The sequence below is a fragment of the Rhizobium sp. FY34 genome, assembly GCF_005222845.1.
GTDB lineage: Bacteria > Pseudomonadota > Alphaproteobacteria > Rhizobiales > Rhizobiaceae > Neorhizobium.
Window position 1 is genome coordinate 12,073 of record NZ_STFZ01000008.1, and the last position, 25,043, is coordinate 37,115.

Genomic DNA, 25,043 nt, shown 5'->3' on the forward strand with positions numbered 1-25,043 from the left:
CGGAGGGGATATGCTACCCGGCTGGATGATCCTGCTGTCAGCCTGCGCCTATGTGCTCCTGCTGTTTGCCGTGGCAAGCTATGGCGACCGCAGAAGCCGGCGTTTGGGCGTTCCCAAGCAAGGACGCCCGGTCGTCTATTCGCTCAGCCTTGCCGTCTACTGCACCTCCTGGACCTATTTCGGCGGCGTTGGCCTGGCCTCCGAGCGCGGACTGGAATTCCTCGGCATCTATATCGGGCCGATCCTGGCATTCACGCTTGGCATGCCGCTTCTGCGGCGCATCGTGGAGATTGCCAAGGCAGAGAAACTGACATCGGTGGCCGATTTCATTGCCGCCCGCTACGGCAAGAATTCTGCCGTCGCGCTGATTGTCGCCGTCATTTCGCTGGTCGGTGCCATTCCCTATATCGCCCTGCAGCTGAAGGCCGTTTCGAATTCCGTTTCCACCATGGTCAATCCGAGCGAATATGGCATTGGCAGCGGCAATCTGTATTTCATCGATCTTGCCCTCATCGTCACGCTGATGATGGCCAGTTTTGCGGTCATGTTCGGAACCCGCCACGCGGATGCGACCGAACATCAGGATGGGCTGATCCTGGCCGTTGCCATGGAATCCATGGTAAAGCTGGTGGCCATCTTCACCGTTGGCCTGACGGTGGTGTTCCTGATCTTCAACGGTCCGGCTGATCTTTGGGCAAGGGCGTCGCAAAGCCCGCTTGTTGAACAGGCGATGAACTATGAGACTCCGATCTCGCGCTGGCTGCTGCTGATCGGCCTGTCGGGCTTTGCCATCATCCTCTTGCCGCGCCAGTTCCATGTCACCGTGGTGGAGAACCGCACGCCGCGCGAACTGAAAATGGCCGGCTGGCTGTTTCCCATCTACCTGATTGCCATCAATTTCTTCGTGCTTCCGGTGGCTATCGGCGGCCTCATCCTGTTTGGTGGCGCCGGCGACGCGGATCTCTATGTGCTGCAACTGCCGCTTTCGCATGAAATGCCGCTGATCACGTTGATCACCTTCATCGGCGGGTTTTCCGCCGCCACCGCCATGGTCATCGTCGCCTCCGTCGCCCTGTCGATCATGGTATCGAACGACATCATCATGCCGATCTTCCTGCGCCGCAAGCTGATGACGGCCGGCGGCCATCGCGATGATTTTGCCAAGACCTTGCTGCGCATTCGCCGCATGGCGATCTTTGCCGTGCTGATGCTGGGCTATGGCTATTACCGCGCTGCAGACAGCGAATCCGGGCTTGCCTCCATCGGGCTTCTGGCCTTTGCCGCCGTCGCGCAGATCGCGCCCTCCCTGTTTGCCGGCCTGTTCTGGCGGCGAGCCAATGCGCGCGGCGCCATTGCCGGCATGTGTCTCGGCTTTTTCGCCTGGGCCTATCTTCTCTTCGTGCCGAGCCTTGGCGGCCCGGACAATTCGGCGCTGGCCGCCGCCATCCTCGATTTCCTGATGCCCGGCACGCAGATGTTTTCCGGCCCGAAGGCCGATCCGCTGGTCAATGCCGTGCTGCTCAGCCTTCTCGTCAACAGCGCTGCCTTCATCATCGGATCGCTGTCGCGTAATCCCCGTCCGGTGGAACGCATCCAGGCCGGTATCTTCGTCAAGCGGCATCTGCGCTCGCAATTTGCCACGCGCGGCTGGAAGACCCGCGTCAGCGTCGGCGACCTGAAGGCGACGATTGCCCGCTATCTCGGCGAGGAACGCATGCGGCGCTCCTTTGCCAATTACGAGCACAATGCAGGCCGCAAGCTGGGCGAGGACGAAGCCGCCGACATGGCACTGATCCACTTTTCCGAACAGCTTCTCGGCAGCGCCATCGGTTCATCCTCGGCACGGCTTGTCCTGTCGCTGATCCTGCAAAAGGCCGAGGATGCCGGCTCCGATACGGCCTGGCTTCTCGATCAGGCCAGCGAGGCCCTGCAATATAATCAGGACATCCTGCAGACAGCACTCTCCCAGATGGACCAGGGCGTTGCCGTGTTCGACAGTTCCGACCGGCTGGCGATCTGGAACAGGCGCTTCCGTAACCTGCTCGACCTGCCGGAACAGGTGGGCCAGGTCGGCTATCCGCTGGCCGATATCGTGGCGATCCTCACCGAACGCGGGCATCTGCCCATCGAGGAGAGCGAGACCGTCATCCGGCGCATCAAGACGCTCGATACGCCCTTCTCTCTGGTGCTCGACGGCGGAGCCCGCATCATCGAAGTGCGGTCCAACACCATGCCGGATGATGGCATTGTCGCAACCTTTACCGACATGACGGACCGCGTGGCCGCCGCCCAGGCCCTGAAGCAGGCCAATGAGACGCTGGAACAGCGGGTGGAGGAGCGCACGGCGGAACTGACACGCGTTAACCGGGCTTTGGCCGAGGCACGCGCGGCAGCCGACGAGGCCAATAATGGCAAGACGCGCTTCTTTGCCGCTGCCGGCCACGATATCCTGCAACCGCTGAACGCGGCGCGCCTCTATTCCTCCTCTTTGGTGGAGCGGCTGGGCGCTTCCGACAATAGCCAGTTGGTGCGCAATATCGATTCGGCGCTCGAATCGGTGGAGAGTATCCTCGGTGCAGTGCTCGATATCTCGCGGCTCGATACAGGCGCCATGAAGCCGCGGGTGTCGTCGGTACCGCTTGGCGAATTCCTGCAGCGGATCGAGACCGATTTTGCCCCGATTGCCCGCGAGAAGAACCTGACATTCAAGGTGCTGCCCAGTTCGCTCACCGTGCGCACCGATCCGACGCTCTTGCGCCGGCTGGTGCAGAATCTCGTGTCCAACGCGATCAAATATACCAGGAGCGGCAAGGTTCTGGTCGGTGCGCGCCGGCGCGGCAATGAAGTGGTGATCGACGTTCTGGACAGCGGCATCGGCATTCCTTCCTCCAAGTTCAAGACGGTGTTCAAGGAGTTCGCCCGCCTGGATGAAGGTGCGCGCACCGCCGCCGGGCTTGGGCTTGGTCTTTCCATCGTCGATCGCATTTCGCGGGTCCTGTCGCATCCGGTGGAACTGGCCTCCACACCGGGACGCGGCACCATGTTTAGGGTGCGGATGCCGCGCGACATGGCCGCCCCCCGCACGAGCCGGGCAGAGCCGAGCGGCAAGTCCATGCCGCAGCCACTGTCCGGTCTTCGTGTTCTGTGCATCGACAACGAGCCGCAGATTGTCGATGGCATGGTGCTGCTTCTGTCCGGCTGGGGCTGCACGGTCCTGCATGCCGGCTCGATTGCTGCCGTGGAGGCACTTGCCGGCACGCGCGAGGCAGCGCCAGACATTGTCATTGCCGACTACCATCTGGACGACGGCACCGGCATAGAGGCGGTTCTCAGGTTGCGGGCACTGTTTGGCGGCCCCATTCCCGGCCTGCTTCTGACCGCCGACCGCAGCCTTGAGGTGCGTGCCCAGGCGGAACGCTATGGGCTTGGCCTGCAGCACAAGCCGGTGAAGCCGGCGGCCCTGCGCGCCTATATTACCCAGGTGGCCGGTGCACGGCGCGCCGCCGCCGAGTGAGCAGCGTTCCATCCCATACCACGACAGGTTCATGACGGGTTTGTGAATTCGCACAGATCCGCTATGTGCTTGCCTTGCGGAACCGCGCCGCCTATTCCGCGTTACACGCCAAACATCCCGCCCGCAGAGGCAGCACGGACCGCAGCACTGGCATCGGTCCGCTGGACGGAGTCGCGACCGATGAAACGCTTTGATCTGATTGACGGCATGCGTGGCTATTTCCTCGTGTTCATGCTGATCAACCACATGATTTTCGCCGGCGGCTACTGGCTGGTACAGATCAACCACAACCAGCTGGCATTCGTGGAGGATGCCCAGGGCTTTGTGTTCCTGTCTGGCCTTCTGATCGGCATGGTCTATGCCCGCAAGATGGCCAGGAACGGCTATGCGGCCGGTCGCCAGGCGATCTATTCCCGCGCCTTCGAGCTTTACCGCTATGCAATAGGCATCGTGATCTGCGTGCTGGCGGCGCAGATGCTGCTGCCGGGCGCCTATTATATCTGGTACAACTGGCTGGGTTACACCACCTTCGACGACCCATGGCGGCTGGCAGCGATTGCCAGCTTCATCTACCAGCCAACCTTCATGGATATCCTGCCGCAATATATCATCTACATGATCTTTGCGCCGATACTGGTGAAGCTGGTGCTCGACGGCAAATGGGCGCATGTGATGGCCGGATCGCTGATCCTGTGGATGGCCGGGCAGTTGGGGCTTCAGAAGCTTGTCACCGTTCCGATCGACATCTTCTTCATGCGTCCTGATGATCAGGGCGTGCGCGTCTCGTTCAACCTTCTGGGCTGGCAGATCGTGTTCTATTCTGGTCTGGTGCTGGGCGCACTGACGGCGCTGGACCGCATTCAGTGGACGAAGATCTTTTCGCCGCAGAACAGTTTCATCCCGACGATCTGTGTGCTCGTCTGCGGTTTCTTCCTGCCGCTGCGCCTGCTGACAGCGCATGGCATGCTACCGGCAGAGCTGGCGGCGAAATTTTCAACGATGGAGATCCGCGCCGATTTCGGCCCCGTCTACCTCATCAACTTCGTCGCCGCTGCCACACTGATTGCCTGGATGATCATTGCCGGGCCGAAACACAAGGCAGCCTGGGTACAGAACATCGCCAATGCGATTATCTGGGTCCTATCGCTGAAGTTCCTGCAGCTTCTCGGCCGCCATTCGCTCTATGTCTATGTCTGGCATGTCGCCATCGTCTACGGAGTCTACTATCTCGACGGTCGCACACCGGAACTGTCTGAACTGACCAAGACGGCCATTGCGCTGACCTGTGTTGCCCTGCTTGCCGTGCCGGCGCTGTGGCGCGAACGCGACAAGTGGCTTGCCACATCCTCAAGCGGTGCATCGCCGCAGACGGTGACGCTGCCCGCCGGCAAGCAGGCCTGACGCATCAGGCCAGCACGTTTTCCGGCCGCATTCGGAAGATCACCGTCAGACCTTCGGGGGCGAAATCGAAACTGCATTCGCCGCCAAAACTGGTGGACATGCGCCGTACCAGCTCATTACCGAAGCCATGCCGGGTGGGAGGGCTGACGGTCGGGCCGCCGCGTTCCTGCCAGACGAGTTCGATCATCGGATCCGCATCGATTTCACCGGCTGGAGCCTCGCCTTTGACCATGCGCCAGGTAACGGAAATCTGCCCGGCATCCTGCGAAAGCGCGCCATATTTGAAAGCATTGGTGCCAAGCTCATGCATGATGAGGCTGAGCGAGATGATCGTGGCGCCGCTGAGATTGAGCCGTGGCCCTTCAAACGACAGCCGCTCCCCCTGATTGAGGCCGAGCGGTTCGACGGCGGCCAGAATGGCTTCGCGCATATCCGCGCTGCCGCCATGCAGGGAGCCACGCAACAGGGTGATGGAATGGCCCATGGCCTGGATGCGCAGGCGCAGCTGACTGCCAAGCTCCTTCGGTGTCGCGGCATAGCGCTGCGACAGCGAGATCAGGCCGCTGGTGGTGGCGAGCAGGTTCTTCATCCGGTGATCCACCTCTTCAGAGACAAGCTGCTGCAATTGAAGGTGACCCGTCAGCTCTTCCCTGGCTCGCACCTGCGCGGCATAGGCCGAGAGCAAAAGCTGCAAAAGGCCCAGATCAATGCCGATGACGAGAAAGAAAAACGACAGCGCGGTGATGGAGGGGCCGTTGAGTTCGAAGCTTTCCACCGGCGGCACGAACCAGTACCACGCGACCAGCGCGCAGATGATGGTGTTTAAAATCGCCGGGCGCATGCCGAAGAAAAAGCCGGTGAGGATGATGGCCGGGAAAAAGGTGAGATAGGGGAAGCCCGGCGGCAGGAAGGGATCGATGACGAAGCGCATCAGGACGGCGATGGCGACAATCAAAAGCGACATACCATAGGCAAAGGCGGCCTGCGAAGGGCTGGAGCCCTTGGTGGTGGAGCGGAAGGCCGGCAGGCGTGACAGGAGCGCCACAAGCCAGGTATCGCGGGCCTCGATGCGTGCAATACCGCTGCGTCTTCCAACCGTTTTTTCTACGGAAGACGCCGCTTCCCCCTCAGACACCATCTACTCGACCTTCCCCTTGGTATTTTTATGCGATCGTATTTAGCGCAGTTTGCCAGGGAATGCAGCAGCTTCCATAGACTTGATCCGATATCCGGCTCCCGACTTGCGGGCGGGAACCGGAGCATGCTGACGCTCGCGGCGATGGACGGATTACTGACCGGCCGGGTGCAGCGAGTTGATGATGGCCAGGAGCGCCGGGCCATGCTTTTCCTGTTCGCCCTTGGTGCCCCAATAGGTGATGACCAGAAGCTTGCCGGGCTTGGGCGAGACGACCGAGAGGCCGACGCTGACCGGGCCGTCCTTATCCGTGCCGGACCAATCGAAATTGGCCATCTTCATGCCGTTGATCTCGTCTTCCGACTGCTTCTGCGTCGAGCCATCGATATTGACGCCATTGCCCTGCAGGAAGGCGACGGCATCATCGATCACCTTGTCGCTCGTCCTTTCATCCGCGACATCGATCGACAGGTAGATGGCGCCGTCATCCGAGGTTGCCTCGATGCCGGTTTCGGTTTCTTCCGGGCTCCAGCTTTCCGGGATCGCGATACTGGCAACGGGCGCATCCGAGGGAAACACCACGGTTTTGGACGCGGCAAACGCGCCAAAGGGCTGGATCAGGGCAATAGCGAGAGCGGCGGCGAAGATCTTCTTCACGGGTGATGTCCTTTGGATGAGGTGAAAGCGGCCTTTCGGCCAAATAGCGGGGCGAACGGTCGGCACCGTCCACTTGCTCAGATACGACTTTTCACCTGTCAGCAAGATGAATGTTAGTAACTGCAAACAGAATAACATGATTTATTTTGCAGTGGACGTGGGCAAGGGTCCGCTCTTGCGGAAGATCTTGCCAGGGCATGGCTGCCATTCGCGGATGCGATACCGGATCGGCGGTTCTTGCTATAGGTTCCGTGCTTTCATGACCTGCCGGAGATCCTTCCCATGTTGCGCGGCATTGCAGCCCTCCTTCTTTTCCAACTGATCGGCGAGAGCCTGGTTTTCCTCACCAAATTGCCGCTTCCCGGTCCGGTGATCGGCCTGGTTCTGCTGTTTATTGCTTTGCAGATCGGCCGGCGAGCAGGCTATGCACCCTTTCCCCAGGTGGAAGGAGCGGCGAATAGTCTTCTCGCCAATCTCGGACTGCTGTTCGTGCCGGCCGGCGTCGGCGTCGTCTCGCTCTGGGGCGTGATGCAGGCGCATGCCGGTGCCATCGGCTTGGTGCTGGTTCTGTCCGCCGCCGTGACGCTGGCGGCCACCGTCTGGACCTTCATTGCCGCACGGCGCTTCTTTGACAAGAAATGGGGCGCCTGATGCGCAGTCCTGTCGATCTCTGGGTCTATCTCTCCACCTCGCCGCTGATCTGGCTGACGCTGACCGTCTGCACATGGATTGCCGCCGTCGAGCTTTCTGTGCGGCTGAAGCGACACCCGCTGTTGAACCCGGTGATGATCTCCATCCTCTTCCTGTCGCTGGTGATGACACTCTTCCACATCCCTTACGAAAGGTTCTTCGCCGGCGCACAGTTCGTGCATTTCCTGCTGGGACCGGCCACCGTTGCCATTGCCGTACCGCTTTACCTGCAATGGCACGAGGTGAAGCGTGTTCTGGCGCCGATTGGGGTGGCGCTTCTCGTCGGTTCCGTCGTGGCCGTTGTCTCGGTCATTGTGCTTGGAACGCTTGTCGGTCTGCCGCACGACGTGATGGTGTCCTTCCTGCCGAAATCGGCCACCGCCGGCGTGGCCATGGCGATTTCGTCCTCGCTCGGCGGCAATCCCTCGCTGACAGCGGTGCTGGTGATCCTCACCGGCATTATCGGCGCGCTGATCGTAACGCCCTTGATGAACCGCATGGGCATTCGCGATTATGCCGCGCGCGGCTTTGCCGTGGGCCTGACCTCGCATGGCATCGGCACGGCCCGCGCCTATGAAGTCGACAAGACGGCCGGCCTGTTTGCCGGCATTGCCATGGCCCTGAACGCCATCGCCACTTCGCTGATCGTGCCGCTGGCAGCCCACCTGCTTCTCGGTTCGTAAGCGATCAGGCACCGGATTTGCGCTTGCCGAGGAGCGGGTGCATCTGCGCATCGAAGAGATGCTCGCACTCGTCGAGCGCCTTCAACATTTCCCCCTGCCGCCGCCCGCCAGGGCCGGTGCAGGGCGGATAGGCTCGATTATAGCCGCCCCTTTCGATCTGCGCCTTGGAGAGGAAGCCGCGGCATTGTTTGGCGCGGCGGCAGACGGACAGGTCGCAGGTTTTCCAATAGCCGAGCACGGTGGCGGGAACCTGCATCAGGATCTGGCAGTGCCTGTCCCGTTCGTCGGGCGGCAGGCGATCGAACTGACCCTCGGTCAGCCCATTGATATGGGGTTCGTTTTCGTAGATCCAGTCCTCGCGTGCACGCTCTTCCTTGCTCATGGCCATGTGACATCTCCCTTTCCTGTTTGACATGCCGAAACGCCGCCAAGGGCCGCAGAACGGCCATCGCGGTTGCAAGGAGAAGCCACGCAAGGGCGAATGCCCGTTGGTGAAAAATGAGAATGGCTCCGCCCTTGCGTGGCCTTCGGTGTCCTGTCAGGGCATCCCTGCCCCTACAGATGAATGCCTCATCCCACTGCACAGCGGTTTCCCGATGCTTGCACGGCTCAACCGAACCGGACATGGCTGTCCGGGGAGGACTTGATAGGCCAGGCATTTGCGCCGCCATGGCTTTCACCTCCTCATGAGGCCGCCGCACGTTACGACAACACCATGAGGCACCGGCCCCGCCTGCCCGCGACCGTCTCGCGAAACACTCCGGCAGCGGAGGCAGGTGGATTATGAGCACAGGTTTGGGATGTGGGGATGAGGAAGGAGCTAAGTGGTTGAATTTGCGAGTGGCACGAGGGGATGCGTGCACGAAATGGCAGTGAGGATGACGCCGTTCAGGTTGAGGATCTATGCGACCCAAACCCAACGCATAAGCATGGATATAATTTGCGTATATGCGAGAGATGAAGCGCCTATGCCAGACATATGGCACCCTTCTTGCTAGCACTGAGGCATTCGGACAAGGCTGCAAGGCCCCCGGCAACCTTGGAGCATAGTTCATGAAATTCTCACATATGTTAGCGCTATCAGTAGCGGCGTTCATCGCAACACAGCCAGCCCGCGCCGATGAGGGCGTGCTGGCGGCCATCAAGCAGGCCGGCGTGTTGCGGATGGGCACCACCGGTGACTACAAGCCCTTCAGCTACAAGGGTGCCGATGGCGCGCTGACCGGCGCCGACATTGCCATGGGCGAAGACCTGGCAACCTCGCTCGGCGTGAAGCCGGAATTCGTCGCCACGACCTGGAAGACGATGCTGGAGGACTTCAAGGCCAACAAGTTCGACGTGCTTCTGGGCGGTGTGACCGTCAACCCGGCCCGCGCCGAGGTGGGCGACTTCTCGCTTCCCAATGTCAGCGACGGCAAGCGCCCCATCGTGCGCTGCGCCGACAAGGACACGTATACAAGCATCGAGGCGATCGACCAGCCATCCGTACGGGTGATCGTCAATCCGGGCGGAACGAATGACAAGTTTGCCCATGAGCGCTTCACCAAGGCGCCGATCCAGGTGTTTCCCGACAACAAGGTGATCTTCGACGAGATTGCCGCCAACCGCGCCGATGTGATGGTGACGGATGGCGTGGAAGTGGATCTGCAATCCAAGCTGCATGAGGGCGTTCTGTGCCCGGCAGCCGTGGCGCAGCCCTTCACGCATTTCGACAATGCCTATCTGCTGCGCAAGGACCCCGCTTTGAAGGCGGCCGTTGATGATTTCATGCGCAAGCAGCTGGAAAGCGGCGGCTGGAAGACGAAGCTGAACGCAGCGATGAAATAATAATACAGCCGGCTGGCTGGTGTGAGCGCCAAGCGCCAGCCGCCATCGAAAAACCCTTTCCCTGCATTTCCAGGGAAAGGGTTTGCATAGAAAGAAAGTCCCCTCCCAAACCCTCCCCACAAGGGGGAGGGCTTAACCCGGCCGCACGCCTTGATGCAGGAATGGTGTGACTGCTGCGTCGTATCTCCCCCCTTGTGGTGGGGTCGCAAGGACGGGGCGAGACCTTGATTACGCAGCTTTTTCCACCGCGCCATAGGGATCAAAGCGCGTGTAGAAGGTGTCGCCCTTGGCGGCCATGTCGAGGAGCAGCGGCGTTGGCTTGAAGTGAGTGCCGTATTGGCTAGCCAGCGTTTCGCAGAGCGCCACGAACGTCTTCACGCCCATGCCATCGATATAGGACAGCGTGCCGCCGGTATAGGGCGCGAAGCCGAAGCCGAGGATGGAGCCGACATCGGCCTCGCGTGGATCCGTCACGATGCCCTCTTCCATGGTGCGGGCCGCTTCCAGCGCGATGGTGACGAGAAGGCGCTGCTTCAGCACGGTCACATCCACCTCGGAAGCCGGCTTCTGCGGGTAGAGATCCTTGAGGCCCGGCCACAGGAACTTCTTGGCGGGCTTTGCCGGATAATCGTAGAAACCGCGCGTATTCTTGCGGCCGCGACGATCGAGATCGTTCACGAGCTTGTCGACCAGCGCCATATGCTCCGGCTTCACCGAGGCTTCGCCCAGATCGGCAATCGAGGCCTTCATGATCTTCTGGGAGAGATCGACGGCGACTTCGTCGTTGAGCGACAGCGGCCCGACCGGCATGCCGGCCATCTTGGCGGCATTTTCGATCATGGTGGCCGGCACGCCTTCGATCAGCATGTCATAGGCTTCGTTGATGTAACGGAAGACGCAGCGGTTGACATAAAAACCGCGCGTATCGTTGACAACGATCGGCGTCTTCTTGATCTGGGCGACGTAATCCAATGCGACGGCCAGCGCCTCGTCACCGGTTTCCTCGCCGAGGATGACTTCGGTGAGCATCATCTTTTCGACCGGCGAGAAGAAATGCACGCCGATGAACTGCTTGGGGCGCTTGGAGTTTTTCGCCAGGCCGGTGATCGGCAGGGTCGAGGTATTGGAGGCGAAAATGGCGGCTTCCGGCAGGACGGCCTCGACCTTTTCGATGACATCCTTCTTCACCTGACGGTCTTCGAAGACGGCTTCGACGACGAGCGCCACATCCGAGAGCGTGGAATAATCCGCGGTGGGCGTGATAAGGGAGAGCAGCTTTTCGCCGTCTTCCTTGGTCATTCGTCCCTTACCGATCTGGTCTGCCACCAGCTTTTCCGAATGGGCCTTGCCCTTGGCGGCGGCTTCCTCGTCACGATCGATCAGCGAGACGGCAATGCCGGCGGCTGCCGTGACATAGGCGATGGAGGCGCCCATGAAGCCTGCGCCGACGACGCCGATTTTCGTGAGTTTCTTCTTTTCCACGCCTGCCGGGCGACGCGCGCCCTTGCCCAGTTCCTGCATGGAAATGAACAGCGAGCGGATCATCGAGAAGGCTTCGGTGGTGCGCAGGATTTGCGTGAAATAGCGCTGCTCAACCTTCAAGGCCGTATCAAACGGCAGCTGCAGGCCTTCATAGACGCATTTGAGGATGGCAAGCGCGCCCGGATAATTGCCAGCGGTTTCACGGCGCAGGATGGCGGGAGCGGCCGGCCAAAGCTGGGCAGCAGCTGGCGTCCAGATGCCGCCACCGGGAACCTTGAAGCCCTTTTCATCCCAAGGTGCGACGGGCTTCAAGCCATCCTTGATCATCTGTTTGGCGGCAGGCACCAGTTGATCCGGCTCGACCACCTGATGCACGAGGTTCATCGCCTTGGCGCGCTGCGGGGTGAGCGTCTGGCCCGTCGTCATCATTTGCAGGGCATCCTGCGTATTGGCAAGGCGCGAGACACGCTGCGTGCCGCCGGCACCGGGGAAAATGCCGACCTTGACTTCCGGCAGCGCCAGCTTGACGGATTTCGAATTGGAGGCGACGCGGCCATGGCAGGCAAGCGACAGTTCCAGCGCGCCGCCCATGCACACGCCATTGATGGCGGCAACCCAGGGCTTGCCATTGGTCTCGATCTTGCGCCACAGCCAGGTCATGCGGCCGGCTTCGGTAAACAGCGTCTGCATGGCGGTTTCGGGATTTTTCGCCTGTTCCTGCTGCAACAGATCGAACATGCCGCGGATCATGGTGAGATCGGCGCCGCCGGAAAAGGCAGGTTTGCCGGAGGTGAAGACGACGCCCTTGACGGCCTCATCCTTGACGGTCGCATCGACGATGGCATCGATTTCCTGCATCACCTCGACGGTGAAGACGTTCATCGACTTGTCCGGCATGTCCCAGGTGACAAGCGCAATGCCGTCTGCGTCGGTTTCAACGGTGAAATTCTTGTAGGTGCTCATGATGGGGTACCTCTTCCCTTGAAATTGTGCCGATGTCGCCGCCGCTCCGAATTCGGTGCGATCTGGCGGGGTTAAGCCCCTCCCCCTTGTGGGGAGGGGTTGGGGAGGGGAATTTGCCGTAAAAACCCCTCCCGCCTGCCGGCCACCCTCCCCACAAGGGGGAGGGTTAGGACCCCCATCAAACGCGTTCGATGACCGTGGCCGTGCCCATGCCGGCGCCAATGCAGAGCGTGACAAGCGCGGTATTCAGATCGCGCCGCTCCAGCTCATCCAGCACCGTGCCGAGGATCATGGCGCCGGTGGCACCGAGCGGATGGCCCATGGCAATCGCCCCGCCATTGACGTTCATCTTGTCGTGGGAGATGTCGAACGCTTGGAGATAGCGCAGCACGACGGCGGCAAAGGCTTCGTTCAGCTCGAAGAGGTCAATGTCAGAAATCGACATGCCGGTGCGCTTCAGAAGCTTTTCCGTGACATCCACCGGGCCGGTGAGCATGAGGGCCGGATCGGAGCCGATATTGGTGAAGGAGCGGATACGGGCGCGGGGTTTCAAGCCCATGGATTGACCACCGGCTTTCGAGCCGACGAGGACGGCGGCGGCGCCATCGACGATGCCAGACGAATTGCCGGCATGGTGGACGTAAGTGATGCGCTCGACTTCCGGATGCGCCTGCAGGCCGACGGCTTCGAAACCGCCCATTTCGCCCGGCATCTGGAAGGAGGGATTGAGCGCTGCCAGCGACTGCATGTTCGTTTCGGGCCGCATATGTTCGTCGCGGTCCAGAATGGTGAGGCCGTTCTGGTCCTTCACCGGAATGACGGATTTGGAGAAATAGCCGTTTGCCCAGGCATGGGCGGCGCGCTTCTGGCTTTCCACCGCATAGGCATCCACATCATCGCGGGTGAAGCCGTATTTCGTGGCAATCAGATCAGCCGACACGCCCTGCGGCATGAAATAGCCGGGGAAATTGACGGAAGGGTCCATGTACCAGGAGCCGCCCGACATGCCCATGCCGACGCGCGACATGCTTTCAACGCCACCGGCAATGACGATATCATCGGAACCGGCCATGACCTTGCCGGCGGCGAAATTCACCGCATCGAGACCCGACGCGCAAAAGCGCGAGATCTGCATGCCGGGCGCCTTCACCGAATAGCCGGCCTCGAAGGCGGCAGCCTTGGGAATGACGGCGCCGGCATCCATGACCGGATCGACGCAGCCCATGATGATGTCATCGACGGTTGCCGTGTCCAGCCCGTTGCGGTCGCGGATGGCTTCCAGCGTTTTCGCAGCGAGACGGACGGAGGGCACTTCGTGCAGCGATCCATCCTTCTTGCCCCGTCCGCGCGGCGTGCGCACGTGGTCGTAGATATAGACTTCAGTCATTGTCTCTCTCCCTTGGGCGCGCGGGGCGCCTGAAATTCTTGTGCCTCGCCAGCCTATCGCGCTTACGGGGCGTCATCCTCGGGTCAACCCTCCCCCTTGTGGGGAGGGTCGGAGCGAAGCGACGGGGAGGGGTTGAGAACCGTGAAGATCCCCTCCCCCACCCTCCCCACAAGGGGGAGGGAGCCCGTCGGCGCAAGTGGTTCTCAAAACGCCTCGGCGGCCAGTTCCATCAGCGTATCGCAGCCGGCCTCGATGCGGACCTTGCGAAGTGCCGTTTCCGGCATGATCTTGTCCATGTAGAAGCGCGCCGTGACAAGCTTCGTCTTGAGGAAATCCCCCCGCTCGTCGCCGGCAGCCAGGAGGTCCTGCGCGGATTTCGCCATTTTCGCCCACATATAGCCGAGCATCACGAGGCCGAAGAGGTGCATGTAATCGGTGGAGCCGGCACCGGCATTATCGGGTTTGGCCATGGCATTCTGCATGAACCACATGGTGGAGGCCTGCAGATCGTTGAGGCCCTTTTTCAGCGCCTTGGTATAGGGCGCCATGGCTTCGTTTTCGCGGTTCTCGTCGCAGAAATCGCCGATTTCCTTGAAGGCGGCCATGACGGCACGCCCGCCGTTCAGCGCCAGCTTGCGACCGACCAGATCGAGTGCCTGGATACCATTGGCACCCTCATAGATCATGGCGATGCGCGCATCGCGGACATACTGGCTCATGCCCCATTCTTCGACATAGCCATGGCCACCATAGACCTGCTGGGCCATGACCGCATGGTCAAAACCCTTGTCGGTCAGCACACCCTTGAGGATCGGCGTGGCAAGCCCGAGCAGATCATCGGCAGCCTGACGCTCGGCTGCATCCGAGGAACGGTGGGCGATATCGGATTTCAGCGCCGTCCACAGCATGAAGGCGCGGCCGGCCTCGTTGAAGGATTTGATGGTCATCAGCGTGCGGCGGATATCGGGATGCACGATGATCGGATCGGCAGCCTTTTCCGGCGCCTTGGGGCCAGAGAGCGAGCGACCCTGCAGACGGTCCTTGGCGTAGGACACGGCGTTCTGATAGGCGACTTCGGAAATGGCGAGACCCTGAAGGCCGACGCCGAGGCGTGCCTCGTTCATCATGACGAACATGGCGTTCAAGCCCTTGTTCTCCGCGCCGATCAGATAGCCGGTCGCATCGTCATAATTCATCACGCAGGTGGCATTGCCGTGAATGCCCATCTTGTGCTCAAGCGCACCGCAGGAAACGCCATTGCGCGTACCGACCGAGCCATCATCATTGACGATGAATTTCGGCACGATGAACAGCGAAATGCCCTTGGTGCCGGCGGGCGCACCTTCGATGCGCGCCAGAACCAGATGGATGATATTGTCCGTCATGTCGTGTTCGCCAGCCGAGATGAAGATCTTCTGGCCGGAAAGCTTGTAGGACCCATCTGCCTGCGGCAGTGCCTTGGTGCGAAGCAGGCCGAGATCCGTGCCGCAATGCGGCTCGGTGAGGTTCATGGTGCCGGACCAGGAGCCCTCGATCATCTTCGGCAGATAGGTTTGCTTCTGCGCATCGCTGCCATGTACGAGAATGGCCGCGATGGCGCCCTGGGTGAGGCCCGGATACATCATCAGCGACATATTGGCGGCAGATGTATATTCGCCAAGCGCGGCATGCAGCGTATAGGGCAGGCCCTGGCCGCCGAATTCTTCCGGCACGGCAAGCCCGATCCAGCCGCCTTCGCGATAGGCATCATAGGCCTGTTTGAAGCCTTTGGGCGTGGTGACCGAGCCATCATCGGCGCGCCTACAGCCTTCCTGGTCACCGGAATAGTTCAACGGGAAAAGCACTTCTTCCGAAAGTCGCGCTGCTTCCGAGGCAATCGCCTCAATCATGTCCGGCGTTGCATCGGCAAAGCCGGGAAGGTTGTTGTAGCGCTCGATGCCGAGCACGTCCTTCAAGATAAACAGCGTATCGGCAACGGGGGCCTTGTAGACGGGCATTTCGCGAACTCCTCCAAATCAGCGACCGGATCGACCGGTATTCATGACCGTATAAAATATTGACGTGCGCGTAAACGTCAATCCGACAAAAAACCGCAGGCAATGGAATCTTTGCGTGTAGAATTTTCGCATCAGTTGCAGGGGTGACCGCTGATCGGGCGAAAAGAATGGACGATGTTAACACGGTATTAACTACGTTTCGCGAAATGATGACACCAGCCGTCGTGCGTCGTGCGTCGGCTTCACTGACCGTGAGGAAGCAGACCTAACGTCAGACCAGTTCCGAGCACGTTTCGAGACCTAGGTTGTGACGATGCATGCACCCTCCGCACGGAACTGATCAGTGGTTGACTTCAGGGCCAGAACTCCCAGGACGTGTGCGAAGCGAGCAAGATATGAACGGATCACGCCTAACTTCTCATCCTCGTGGAGAAAACTCTTCGCTTGATGCGCTCAACCGCACGATCGAAGGGCTGGAAGCCCGCATCGCCGGTCTGCTGAAGACATCCGGCCGTGGCACAGGCGCGACCGGCCCATCGGTCGCGGCCAGCGCCAGTGCCAGTGCCAGCGAGCCGTATCGGGCGCCTCCAGAAAACCCGCGCTCGCCCCGTATCGACATCGATATGCTGAACGAGATCCGCCAGCGCCAGCGCATTCTGGATGCCAGCCGCGACCGTGAAGGCCGCCGTGAACGGGGCCCGAAAGCCGGGCACGCCGCGGCACGCCAGCCGGATCTCCCCGCACCTGCGCCGGCTGCCCGCCCGCAGCCCACAGCCGAGGCACCGCCGCGCGCCAATAGCCGGCCGCTTGCCAATACGGACATTAAGGCCAATACCGACATTCAGGACATGGCCCAGGCGCTGCACAGCCTGCGCCGGGAGCTGAAACAGGATATTTCCGACAGCATTGCCCGCGAAATGTCCACCTTGCGCGGCGACGTGCAGGCCCTGCGCCACTCTTCGGCCGATACCTATTTCGGCGACGACCTGCGCGAGGATCTGGGCCGGCTTGCGCATGGCGTCGATGTTCTGAGCCAGAGGACGCCATCGGGCGCGCTTGAACTGCGCGGCGAACTGGAAGACCTGCGCCGGCTGATCGATGGCCTGGCCACGGAACAATCCGTACAGCGCATGGAAAGCCGCTGGACCGCACTGGAAGACCGCATCGAGGATATCGATACCGGTTCCATCCAGAAGGAACTGATCGCGCTGGCCTATCGCATCGATGGCATCAAGGCGGAACTGGGCACCATGGCCGACAGCCCCGCCATTCGCGCCCTGGAAGACAAGGTGCTGATGATGGCAACGGCGATGGAGGAACTCATCGCCCGCCCGAACGAGACACAGACCTTCAACGACCAGTTCTCGCAGCTGGACGAGCGCCTGGACGAGATCAGCCGGGCCGTTGCCATTTCCCGCAGCCCGCGCGCCGATGCCGAGGAACAGGCCATGCTGCGCCGCATGGAAGAGCGCCTGGCGCTTCTGGCCGACCGGATGGACAGCCTGGCCCATGTGCAGGATGCCCAGCGCCTGGAAGACCGGCTGGACGAACTGGCCGAGACGATGAAGCACGGCCCGCAGGGTGATCTCACCGGCTATATTTCCGACCTGTCGCGCAAGATCGATGCGCTGGCGCTGGAACAGACAAGCGACGGACTGGCAGACCGGCTGGACGACCTGACGCGCCGGATCGACGATATGGGCCGGCATTCCGACCTGCAGGACGAGGCCGGACTTGAACGACTGGAAGTGCGTCTGGATGCGATTGCCGCGCGCCTGGACGAGGCGACAAGCGGGCCGGTTGGCGACAACCAGGCTATCATCAACCTTGAAAAACAGATTGCCCATCTGTCGAGCCTGCTCAGCGAGCCGCAGCATGAAGGGGCAGCACTGGTTACCCATTTCGATGAGCGCATGTCGGCGCTGGAAGGCTATATGGCCACCAGCGACGAATATATTCTGGAAGCCGCCCGGCAGGCCGCCGAAACCGTGATCGAAGCCTATGCGCGCAACGGCACGGCAAGTGCCGCCTCGCCCGGCGATACGGCTGCCATCATCGGGCTTGCCGAAGACCTGCGCCATCTGGAGCAGCTGGCGCGCAGCTCTGAAGAGCGCACGCACCAGACCTTCGAGGCCCTGCACCGCACGCTGGTACAGATTGCCAGCCGGCTGGACACGATGGAAGACAGGCTTGCGGCACCGCCAAGCTCGCTGATGAACCATGCGGTGATCGAGCGCAACCAGGCGGCTTTGCGCAAGCAGGACATCGCGCGCGAACCGGCGCATCTGGACCAGGCGTTTCTGGAGCCGGCCAAGCGCGACCGGGCTGTGGCCTCTGATGAGATCCGCCCGCCTTTTGCCGCGGCCCCCATTGCTGGCCCCACCGAGGAGAAGCGCGCTGCCGAACGCAGCGTGCTGGCCCGCACGACCGATGACCTGATGAATGACGCCGCCAGCGGCATCGACCTTTCAGACGTTTCGCAACCCGATGAAGCGGCAGAACCCGTTGCATCCAGGACCGGCCTTCTGGCCGGACTGACGAAACGACTGATGCCGGGCAAGACAGGCACGAAGGCCAAGGCGACCAAGCCCGCAGCATCGACAAAGGCAGAGCAGAAGAAGCAAAAGCGCGCAGTGATCGATCCGGCGCCGTCGCTCGATCCCGGCGATCTTGCCGATGGCCACGAGAATGATCTTCTGGAACCGGGTTCCGGCACGCCGGACCTGCGCAAGATTCTGGAGCGCGTGCGGGCCACACAGGCCGCCAGCGGCTCCACGCCTGCCATGGATGGCGAGCGGATCGACTACATAGCCGCCGCCCGCCGCGCCGCAACCGCTGCGGCCCAGGAAACCGACCCGATGCAGGTGGCCGCCAAGCCGAAGCAGCAGCGTATCAAGGCCAAGGTCGATGCCGGTGGCCTGAAGGGCTTGCTCGCCCGCCATCGCCGTCCGATCCTAATGGCCGTTGGTGCCATTCTTCTGGCCCTGATGGCCATGCCGCTGGTGAGCACGCTGACACGCAGCGAGAAGGCACCGACACCGACGGTGGCGATCACAAGCGAGCAGACGAGCCAGAGCCAGCCCGCAGCCATGACGCCGCCGGCCAGAAACGATGCAGCGCAAGTGCAGGCATCCTCTGCCCAGCAGGCGCACGCAAACCTGATGGCACCGGCACAGGATGTGCAAACCCTGCAACAACCCGGACAGCCGGCGGATGCGACCGTGACGGCAGCGCCGCTTGGCGCACCCCAGACGGATGCCACCGTGGCTCCGGCTGCCGCCGCGGCCACACCACGGATCACAGTGCCTGAGACCATCGGGCCGAAATCGCTGGCCGATGCCGCCGCCAATGGCGATCCGCAGGCGCTGTTTGAGATCGGCGCCCGCTTTACCGAAGGCCGCAACGGCGTTGCAACCGACCTGCCGGAAGCCGCCCGCTGGTATGCCATGGCCGCCGAGCAGGGCTTTGCACCGGCGCAATATCGCCTGGGCAGCCTTTACGAGAAAGGCACCGGCATCGGGCGGGACATCAAGAAAGCCATGGCGCTCTACGAGCAGGCGGCTGCCGCCGGCAATGCCAGCTCCATGCACAACCTGGCTGTGCTTTACGCCTCCGGCGCCGCCGGCGCCGCCAATTACAAGGCGGCTGTGGACTGGTTCACCAAGGCGGCCAATCTGGGCATAGTAGACAGCCAGTTCAACCTGGCCATTCTGCATGCGCGCGGCAATGGCACGCCGCAGAACCTGGAAGAATCCTATAAGTGGTTCGCCATCGCGGCCAAGGGCGGCGACAAGGATGCCGGCCAGAAGCGCGACGAAGTGGCCAATGCGCTGAAGCCCGAACGCCTGGAGGCGGCCCGGATCGCCGTCGATATGTGGAAGCCGCAAGCTGTCAACGAGCGCAGCAACAGCGTGAGCGTGCCGGACGAGTGGGTTGGCAAGGGCGTTACGACAGCTTCGGTGGACATGGAAAAGGCCATTCGCAACATCCAGGCGATCCTCAACCGCAATGGCTATGATGCCGGCCAGGCGGATGGCATGATGGGCAAGAAGACGGTGACGGCCATCAAGTCCTTCCAGCGGGCCAATGGTCTGGCCGAGGACGGCACGATTTCCGAACCGCTGGTGCGCAAGCTGCTGGAAAAGAACGAGACGAAGGGCGCCTGAGCGCGCTCTTCATCATGCCGTTTAGAAATAAGGCACTGTAAAGCGCTTATGAATTGACTCCATGCCCGCAGCCGTCGCATGACGGGTATCGGCATTGCGCGGTTTTCCGCCTGCGCCGCTGAAAATTCAGAACGCCGCAACGGGCGGTTTCCCCCATCGCGCTACCGCCCGGGACGGCGAAGCTTTTGCTGATCGTGAGGCGCCCGTGACTGTCTATCTGCCGATTGCAGAACTGTCGGTGAACATCTTCGTGATCCTGGGCATGGGCGCAGCCGTGGGCTTTCTCTCGGGCATGTTCGGGGTGGGCGGCGGCTTCCTCATCACGCCGCTTTTGATCTTCTACAACATCCCGCCCGTGGTGGCGGTCGCAACCGGCGCCAACCAGGTGGTGGCCTCGTCCATTTCCGGCGCCATCACCCATTTCCGGCGCGGCACGCTGGATATGAAGCTGGGCTCCGTGCTGCTGATGGGCGGCCTTGCAGGGGCCACGCTTGGTGTGTGGATCTTCTCCTGGCTGAGAAGGCTTGGACAGCTCGACCTGATCATCTCGCTGCTCTATGTGGTCTTTCTCGGCACGATCGGCAGCCTGATGCTGGCGGAAAGCCTGCGTGCCATGCGCCGCGCCGCACGCAACGAAAAACTGCCACTGAAGCGGCCCGGCCAGCACAATTGGGTGCATCGCCTGCCCCTGAAGATGCGCTTCAAGAAATCCAAGATCTATCTCTCGGCCATTCCGGTGGTGGCGCTCGGCTTTGGCATCGGCATCCTCACCTCGGTGATGGGGGTTGGCGGCGGCTTCATCATGGTGCCGGCGATGATCTATCTGCTGCGCATTCCGACCAATGTCGTGGTGGGCACCTCGCTGTTCCAGATCATTTTCGTCACCGCCTATACGACCATGGTGCAGGCAGCGACCAATTATTCCGTCGATATCGTGCTTGCCACCATCCTGATGGTGGCCGGCGTGATCGGCGCGCAATATGGCGTGCGCGTCGGCCAGAAGCTGCGCGGCGAACAGCTGCGAGCGCTGCTCGGCCTTCTGGTTCTGGCCGTGGGCCTCAGACTTGCCGTGGATCTCGTGCTCACACCCGCCGACATCTATTCGATTTCCGTCGGAGGCTTTGGCAGCCCATGACGCGTTTCCTGTCTGCCGCACTCACTCTTTTCGCAGCGCTGGCCTTTGCCGCGCCCGCACCTGCCCAGCTTCTGACAGGCGAAACGCCGACGATCCGCGAGGGGCTGGAAATCGGCACGTCCACCAGCGAAATCGCCATCACCTCGGATTTTCGCGGCGCAGATCTGACGATCTTCGGGGCGCTGACCAATGCCGACGAACTGTTTCTGGCCATCGGCCAATATGATGTCGTGGTGACGCTGGAAGGCCCGCGCGATTTTGCCACCGTGCGGCGCAAGGAACGTGTCTTCGGCATCTGGATGAACACGCGCTCCATGACATTCGAGCAGGTGCCGGAATCCTATTCGATTGCCAGCACCCGCCATCTCGACGATATTCAGCGCGCATCGGCTCTCAATTCCATTCCTGTCGGCATTGACCACCTGACGCTGTCGCCGACCGGCTTTGTCGGCAATGCCTCGCTGCTCGCCGATTTTCGCGAGGCCTATCGCCGGCTGAAGCTGACCAATGGGCTATACCAGCGCGACACGACGGGCGTGCGCTTTGTCAGCCCCAGCCTGTTTCGCGCCACGGTGCGCCTGCCGGCCAATGTGCCGGACGGCATTCATATGGTGCATGCCTATCTGTTCAAGAGCGGCGAGATGATCATGCAGAAGGACCTACCGCTGCGGGTGGTCAAGACCGGCCTGGAACAGGCGATCACCGATGCCGCGCACGAAAAGCCGATCGCCTATGGCCTGTTCTGCGTGCTGATTGCGGTGCTGACCGGCTGGGGAGCCAGCGTGATCTTCCGCAAGGAATAGCACAAGGGTAGGCCAGGGACGGGGCTGTCTGCACCGGGAATGGCGGGAAGAGACTTGGATGGATGGCCAATTTTGACCACAAACCTGTCGCACACAGGTGTTGTAATATCATTACGCCAACCCTCGGGACAGAGTGCTCCCGGTCGTAGGTGCCATGCCCCTTCGAACGCGGCTTGCCGCCCTTTCCCTTCTGGAACGCCCATGGTTTTGAAACCCATCCTCTTCGCAAGCCTCATGGCTGCGGCCACTTTCAGCGCGGCAGGCGCTGCCACGCTGACCCCCGACAAATATGTGGCCGTGATGCGCCACGGGGTGCGCCCGCAAACCAACAGTGAGGACCTGTTGCATTATTCCACGCAAGCATGGCCCGTATGGGACACAGCAGACGGCATGCTGACCGCGCATGGCGCACAGGCCGCCGGAAAGCTGGGCGCCTGGGAGGTTTCCATGCTGCGCGACAAGGGGCTTGTGCCGCAAAGCGGCTGCCCGGCACCGGGCGATGTGTTCGGCTGGGCGAACGGCTCGGTCAAGCGTACCATCGATACCGGCAATACCGTGCTGTCTGCCATGTTCCCCGGCTGCGGGCTTTCCGTCGGCTTCAACAAGACCGCTGACGTGGATGTGCTCTATGCCGCCTCGGATGCAGCACTCGGAGCCATCGACGTGGAGACGGCAAAGGCCGCGATCCTGGATGCGGCGGGCGGCAGTTTCGACACCATGAAGGCGAAGGCCCAGCCTCTGCTGAAAGAGCTTGATGCGGTACTGGGCTGCGAGACAAGCGCCTGCTCGATGGTCGAGCGGCCCTGGACGATGGAGGTCAAGGAACCGAAGAACGGCAAGCCGGCCAGCGTTTCCGTCAAGGGCCCGCTGACCGAGGCTGCCGCCGTGGCGCAGGTGTTCCTGCTGCAATATGCCAATGATTTTCCGATGAACGAGGTTGCCTTCGGCAAGCTGGACGGGGCGCAGGATATCATCCGCCTGTCGGCACTGCGCCAGATGAAATACGATATCAGCAACCGCGTGCCCTATGTTGCACGGCGCGATGCCTCCAATTTCCTCAACCAGATCCTGCTGGCTGTGGCCAAAGACCCGAGCGATGCGACGGTGTCCGACGGGCCGCCCAATGCCAGGTTCCTGCTGTTCATGGCCAGCGACACGCAGCAGGCCGAAGTGGCAGCCATGCTGGGCCTGCATTGGCATCTGCCGCCCTATGTGGATGACGAAACGCCGCCGACGGGCGCTCTGAGCTTCGAGCGGCTGCATGATGCGAGCGGCCGAGCCTATGTGCGGCTTGGCTTTACCGCGCCGACACTTGACCAGATCCGCAATGCCTCGGTGATCGATGCCGCTTCGCCACCGGTGCAAGCATCGGTTTCTATCCCCGGCTGCGAGACCGAGACGGTGGAGGGCGCCTGCCCGCTCGACCGCTTCCTGACGATTGCCCGTGCTTCGCTCGACATGAGCGCGGTGGGCGAACAGAGCTATCGGTGATCGCGCAGATTGGTATCAGGCGACATGCTTTGGCCGGCCGGGGCGACGCGGCCGGTAATGGGCATGCATCAGAAGCGGATCGCGCTGGCTGGCGCGCAAGAGCATCTTGACGGCAGTGCTGATGGGCGCGCCGCTGCGATAATTGTTCCAGCTGCGCAGACTGACGCCGAGGAAATCGGCGGCCTCGTTGTTGGAAAGTCCGGTCGTCTCCTGCCAGGCCTTCAGATCGCTCAGACCAAAATCACGCTGATCCTCGGCAATCTGGCGCAGATGAAAGGCGTCTATGGCGAGATCATCGCCGTCCCAGGCAAGGGTGGCGCCAAAATCCTCCGCATATGCGCTGGACCAGACGGCAGGTGAGGCAAGAGCCGCAAGAAGCCCGCCGCCGGTGGCGATCCAGCCGATAAGATTGACGGTGGATGCCGTGCCATCCGCCCATTCGATCGAAACAAGCGGATAGGCCAAGGCCGTCACCTGTCTGATACGTGGCATATCCATGCTCTGACCTGTTTCACGCAATGGGAAAACGCGGGTTGGTTCTGTTCCACTCATCGGCAATCAACCTTTGGTTCGCCCTTGCCCAATTCATGGCCGTTTCTTCCGCCTTGCGCGACAGGCTTCCCCGCAGCACCGACAGGGTTGCAATGTCCACCAAAGCATCGGCATCCGGCGTGATGACATGAAAATGCGGCGGCAGATGGTCATTGGCATAGACCCGGATGATCAGGTTGCCGATCTGCACCAGCCTGCCCATGCCTTTTACTCCTTAAATATAGTGCAAATTATGCATCATGTAAATGCCATGCAGACGGATAGACCCGGCTTCGGTTGACCCTACCCGATCAGGCTATCGAAGCGCACGGAATAGATGCGGTCGCGGCCGAGCAGATGGGCGATCAGGGCGGCACGGTCAAACAGGCCGTGCATGGCCTTATGCTTCAAGTCCAGACCGCCGGTCAGAACCCCGAAGGCGGGCATGACCAGCCGTGTGCCATCGGTGGCAAAGCAAGGGCGCCGGACATATTTGCCGCGCCGGCCAACGGTGGCGGACGGGTGCAGATGGCCGGCCACCTCGCCCTTGCCGGCGACCAGGCTCGGCTCATGGCGAAAGACGAGGCCGCCATGCACAAGCTCGTCGGCGCTCTGGCCGGGCAGGCCGGTTGTTCCATCGGGATCATGATTGCCGTTGATCCAGATCCAGTCACGACCGCGCGCCAGTTCACCGATCATGGTGCGGAAGCTATCCGGCATAAGTTGCGAGCCGCGTCGGTCATGAAAATTATCGCCGAGCGAGATCACCGTCTTTGGATCATAGCGGGCAATGACGGCGGTTAAGATGTTGAGCGTTGCCAGCGTATCATAGGGCGGCAGCATCATGCCGCGCCTGGCAAAGGCTGCACCCTTTTCCAGATGCAGATCGGAGACGACAAGAATACCGTGATCCGGCAGATAGAGCCCGCCCAGCGGATCGCACAGGGCTGCCACGCCATTGATGGCGATCTCGGCGCCGGTAAACGGGCTGATCATCTCGGATGGGGCATAGGCCAGTCGCGGATTCATCATCGTCGTCTTCTGTGGCAAGGCGTGCCTGCCGTTTCCTTTGTATCGATTGCCCCTCACCCTAACCCTCTCCCCGCAAGCGGGGCGAGGGAACGTGGATGCGGAGACCGCTTGCCGAGCCGCCTGCGCCGCAGGATCCATCGCGGAGGCAG

18 protein-coding genes are annotated in these 25,043 nt (G+C 61.6%); 9 read left to right on the forward strand and 9 right to left on the reverse strand.

The window, feature by feature from the left end; genetic code table 11:
• The first annotated feature begins 10 nt into the window (after positions 1-10).
• Together E8M77_RS06245 and opgC are read left to right on the forward strand one after the other, a co-directional pair.
• Complete coding sequence (locus tag E8M77_RS06245; RefSeq protein ID WP_137129771.1) at positions 11-3,514, forward strand: PAS domain-containing hybrid sensor histidine kinase/response regulator; 3,504 nt, start codon at positions 11-13, stop codon at positions 3,512-3,514.
• Between the two features lie 180 nt (positions 3,515-3,694).
• The gene (opgC, locus tag E8M77_RS06250) at positions 3,695-4,915 is read left to right on the forward strand and encodes an OpgC domain-containing protein (RefSeq protein WP_137129772.1); all 1,221 of its coding nucleotides are present in this window, start codon (positions 3,695-3,697) and stop codon (positions 4,913-4,915) included.
• Positions 4,916-4,919: 4 nt separating this feature from the next.
• Here opgC and E8M77_RS06255 read toward each other — a convergent pair whose 3' ends face one another.
• Positions 4,920-6,053, reverse strand: a complete 1,134-nt coding sequence (locus tag E8M77_RS06255; protein WP_137129773.1) for a DUF4118 domain-containing protein — start codon at positions 6,051-6,053, stop codon at positions 4,920-4,922.
• 150 nt (positions 6,054-6,203) lie between these two features.
• The gene (locus tag E8M77_RS06260) at positions 6,204-6,707 is read right to left on the reverse strand and encodes a histidine kinase (RefSeq protein ID WP_170975769.1); all 504 of its coding nucleotides are present in this window, start codon (positions 6,705-6,707) and stop codon (positions 6,204-6,206) included.
• Positions 6,708-6,989: 282 nt separating this feature from the next.
• On the opposite strand from E8M77_RS06260, the gene E8M77_RS06265 reads away from it, so the two are divergent.
• Positions 6,990-7,358 (forward strand): CidA/LrgA family protein, encoded by a 369-nt coding sequence (locus E8M77_RS06265; RefSeq protein ID WP_137129774.1) that lies wholly within the window; start codon positions 6,990-6,992, stop codon positions 7,356-7,358.
• Positions 7,358-8,080 carry an LrgB family protein gene (locus E8M77_RS06270; protein WP_137129775.1) on the forward strand — a complete coding sequence of 241 codons (723 nt, stop codon included), beginning with the start codon at positions 7,358-7,360 and terminating at the stop codon, positions 8,078-8,080. Before E8M77_RS06265 ends, E8M77_RS06270 begins: the two co-directional genes overlap by 1 nt.
• Before the next feature lie 4 nt (positions 8,081-8,084).
• On the opposite strand, the gene E8M77_RS06275 is transcribed toward E8M77_RS06270, so the two are convergent.
• On the reverse strand, positions 8,085-8,468 hold the full coding sequence (locus tag E8M77_RS06275) for a hypothetical protein (RefSeq protein WP_137129776.1): 384 nt from the start codon (positions 8,466-8,468) through the stop codon (positions 8,085-8,087).
• A gap of 665 nt (positions 8,469-9,133) precedes the next feature.
• On the opposite strand from E8M77_RS06275, the gene E8M77_RS06280 reads away from it, so the two are divergent.
• Complete coding sequence (locus E8M77_RS06280) at positions 9,134-9,907, forward strand: transporter substrate-binding domain-containing protein (RefSeq protein WP_137129777.1); 774 nt, start codon at positions 9,134-9,136, stop codon at positions 9,905-9,907.
• A 228-nt stretch (positions 9,908-10,135) separates the two neighbouring features.
• Here E8M77_RS06280 and E8M77_RS06285 read toward each other — a convergent pair whose 3' ends face one another.
• The 3 genes from E8M77_RS06285 to E8M77_RS06295 form a co-directional block, all read right to left on the reverse strand.
• Positions 10,136-12,352, reverse strand: a complete 2,217-nt coding sequence (locus E8M77_RS06285; RefSeq protein WP_137129778.1) for a 3-hydroxyacyl-CoA dehydrogenase NAD-binding domain-containing protein — start codon at positions 12,350-12,352, stop codon at positions 10,136-10,138.
• Between the two features lie 178 nt (positions 12,353-12,530).
• A complete protein-coding gene (locus E8M77_RS06290) occupies positions 12,531-13,739 on the reverse strand; it encodes an acetyl-CoA C-acetyltransferase (RefSeq protein WP_137129779.1) in 1,209 nt (402 codons plus the stop codon).
• Positions 13,740-13,942: 203 nt separating this feature from the next.
• The gene (locus E8M77_RS06295; RefSeq protein ID WP_137129780.1) at positions 13,943-15,736 is read right to left on the reverse strand and encodes an acyl-CoA dehydrogenase C-terminal domain-containing protein; all 1,794 of its coding nucleotides are present in this window, start codon (positions 15,734-15,736) and stop codon (positions 13,943-13,945) included.
• Between the two features lie 395 nt (positions 15,737-16,131).
• On the opposite strand from E8M77_RS06295, the gene E8M77_RS06300 reads away from it, so the two are divergent.
• The 4 genes from E8M77_RS06300 to E8M77_RS06315 all read left to right on the forward strand — a co-directional run bounded on the left by E8M77_RS06300 (position 16,132) and on the right by E8M77_RS06315 (position 23,331).
• Positions 16,132-19,902, forward strand: coding sequence for an SEL1-like repeat protein (locus tag E8M77_RS06300; RefSeq protein WP_137129781.1), 3,771 nt, complete (start codon positions 16,132-16,134; stop codon positions 19,900-19,902).
• Positions 19,903-20,107: 205 nt separating this feature from the next.
• Complete coding sequence (locus tag E8M77_RS06305; RefSeq protein ID WP_137129782.1) at positions 20,108-21,037, forward strand: sulfite exporter TauE/SafE family protein; 930 nt, start codon at positions 20,108-20,110, stop codon at positions 21,035-21,037.
• On the forward strand, positions 21,034-21,840 hold the full coding sequence (locus E8M77_RS06310) for a TIGR02186 family protein (protein WP_137129783.1): 807 nt from the start codon (positions 21,034-21,036) through the stop codon (positions 21,838-21,840). The genes E8M77_RS06305 and E8M77_RS06310 overlap by 4 nt, the downstream gene beginning before the upstream one ends.
• Before the next feature lie 201 nt (positions 21,841-22,041).
• Complete coding sequence (locus E8M77_RS06315) at positions 22,042-23,331, forward strand: histidine-type phosphatase (RefSeq protein ID WP_170975770.1); 1,290 nt, start codon at positions 22,042-22,044, stop codon at positions 23,329-23,331.
• Positions 23,332-23,346: 15 nt separating this feature from the next.
• Here E8M77_RS06315 and E8M77_RS06320 read toward each other — a convergent pair whose 3' ends face one another.
• The 3 genes from E8M77_RS06320 to pdeM all read right to left on the reverse strand — a co-directional run bounded on the left by E8M77_RS06320 (position 23,347) and on the right by pdeM (position 24,894).
• On the reverse strand, positions 23,347-23,823 hold the full coding sequence (locus E8M77_RS06320; RefSeq protein WP_246659151.1) for a hypothetical protein: 477 nt from the start codon (positions 23,821-23,823) through the stop codon (positions 23,347-23,349).
• A 19-nt stretch (positions 23,824-23,842) separates the two neighbouring features.
• Positions 23,843-24,085 carry a DUF4160 domain-containing protein gene (locus E8M77_RS06325; RefSeq protein WP_137129786.1) on the reverse strand — a complete coding sequence of 81 codons (243 nt, stop codon included), beginning with the start codon at positions 24,083-24,085 and terminating at the stop codon, positions 23,843-23,845.
• An 80-nt stretch (positions 24,086-24,165) separates the two neighbouring features.
• Positions 24,166-24,894 carry a ligase-associated DNA damage response endonuclease PdeM gene (gene pdeM / locus E8M77_RS06330; RefSeq protein ID WP_137129787.1) on the reverse strand — a complete coding sequence of 243 codons (729 nt, stop codon included), beginning with the start codon at positions 24,892-24,894 and terminating at the stop codon, positions 24,166-24,168.
• Positions 24,895-25,043: the final 149 nt, after the last annotated feature.

Coding starts and splice junctions, on each gene's coding strand:
- E8M77_RS06245 (WP_137129771.1), top strand. CDS start 11: ATGCTACCCGGCTGGATGATCCTGCTGTCAGCCTGCGCCTATGTGCTC.
- opgC (WP_137129772.1), top strand. CDS start 3,695: ATGAAACGCTTTGATCTGATTGACGGCATGCGTGGCTATTTCCTCGTG.
- E8M77_RS06255 (WP_137129773.1), bottom strand. CDS start 6,053: ATGGTGTCTGAGGGGGAAGCGGCGTCTTCCGTAGAAAAAACGGTTGGA.
- E8M77_RS06265 (WP_137129774.1), top strand. CDS start 6,990: ATGTTGCGCGGCATTGCAGCCCTCCTTCTTTTCCAACTGATCGGCGAG.
- E8M77_RS06270 (WP_137129775.1), top strand. CDS start 7,358: ATGCGCAGTCCTGTCGATCTCTGGGTCTATCTCTCCACCTCGCCGCTG.
- E8M77_RS06275 (WP_137129776.1), bottom strand. CDS start 8,468: ATGGCCATGAGCAAGGAAGAGCGTGCACGCGAGGACTGGATCTACGAA.
- E8M77_RS06280 (WP_137129777.1), top strand. CDS start 9,134: ATGAAATTCTCACATATGTTAGCGCTATCAGTAGCGGCGTTCATCGCA.
- E8M77_RS06285 (WP_137129778.1), bottom strand. CDS start 12,352: ATGAGCACCTACAAGAATTTCACCGTTGAAACCGACGCAGACGGCATT.
- E8M77_RS06290 (WP_137129779.1), bottom strand. CDS start 13,739: ATGACTGAAGTCTATATCTACGACCACGTGCGCACGCCGCGCGGACGG.
- E8M77_RS06295 (WP_137129780.1), bottom strand. CDS start 15,736: ATGCCCGTCTACAAGGCCCCCGTTGCCGATACGCTGTTTATCTTGAAG.
- E8M77_RS06300 (WP_137129781.1), top strand. CDS start 16,132: ATGAACGGATCACGCCTAACTTCTCATCCTCGTGGAGAAAACTCTTCG.
- E8M77_RS06310 (WP_137129783.1), top strand. CDS start 21,034: ATGACGCGTTTCCTGTCTGCCGCACTCACTCTTTTCGCAGCGCTGGCC.
- E8M77_RS06315 (WP_170975770.1), top strand. CDS start 22,042: ATGGTTTTGAAACCCATCCTCTTCGCAAGCCTCATGGCTGCGGCCACT.
- E8M77_RS06320 (WP_246659151.1), bottom strand. CDS start 23,823: ATGCCACGTATCAGACAGGTGACGGCCTTGGCCTATCCGCTTGTTTCG.
- E8M77_RS06325 (WP_137129786.1), bottom strand. CDS start 24,085: ATGGGCAGGCTGGTGCAGATCGGCAACCTGATCATCCGGGTCTATGCC.
- pdeM (WP_137129787.1), bottom strand. CDS start 24,894: ATGATGAATCCGCGACTGGCCTATGCCCCATCCGAGATGATCAGCCCG.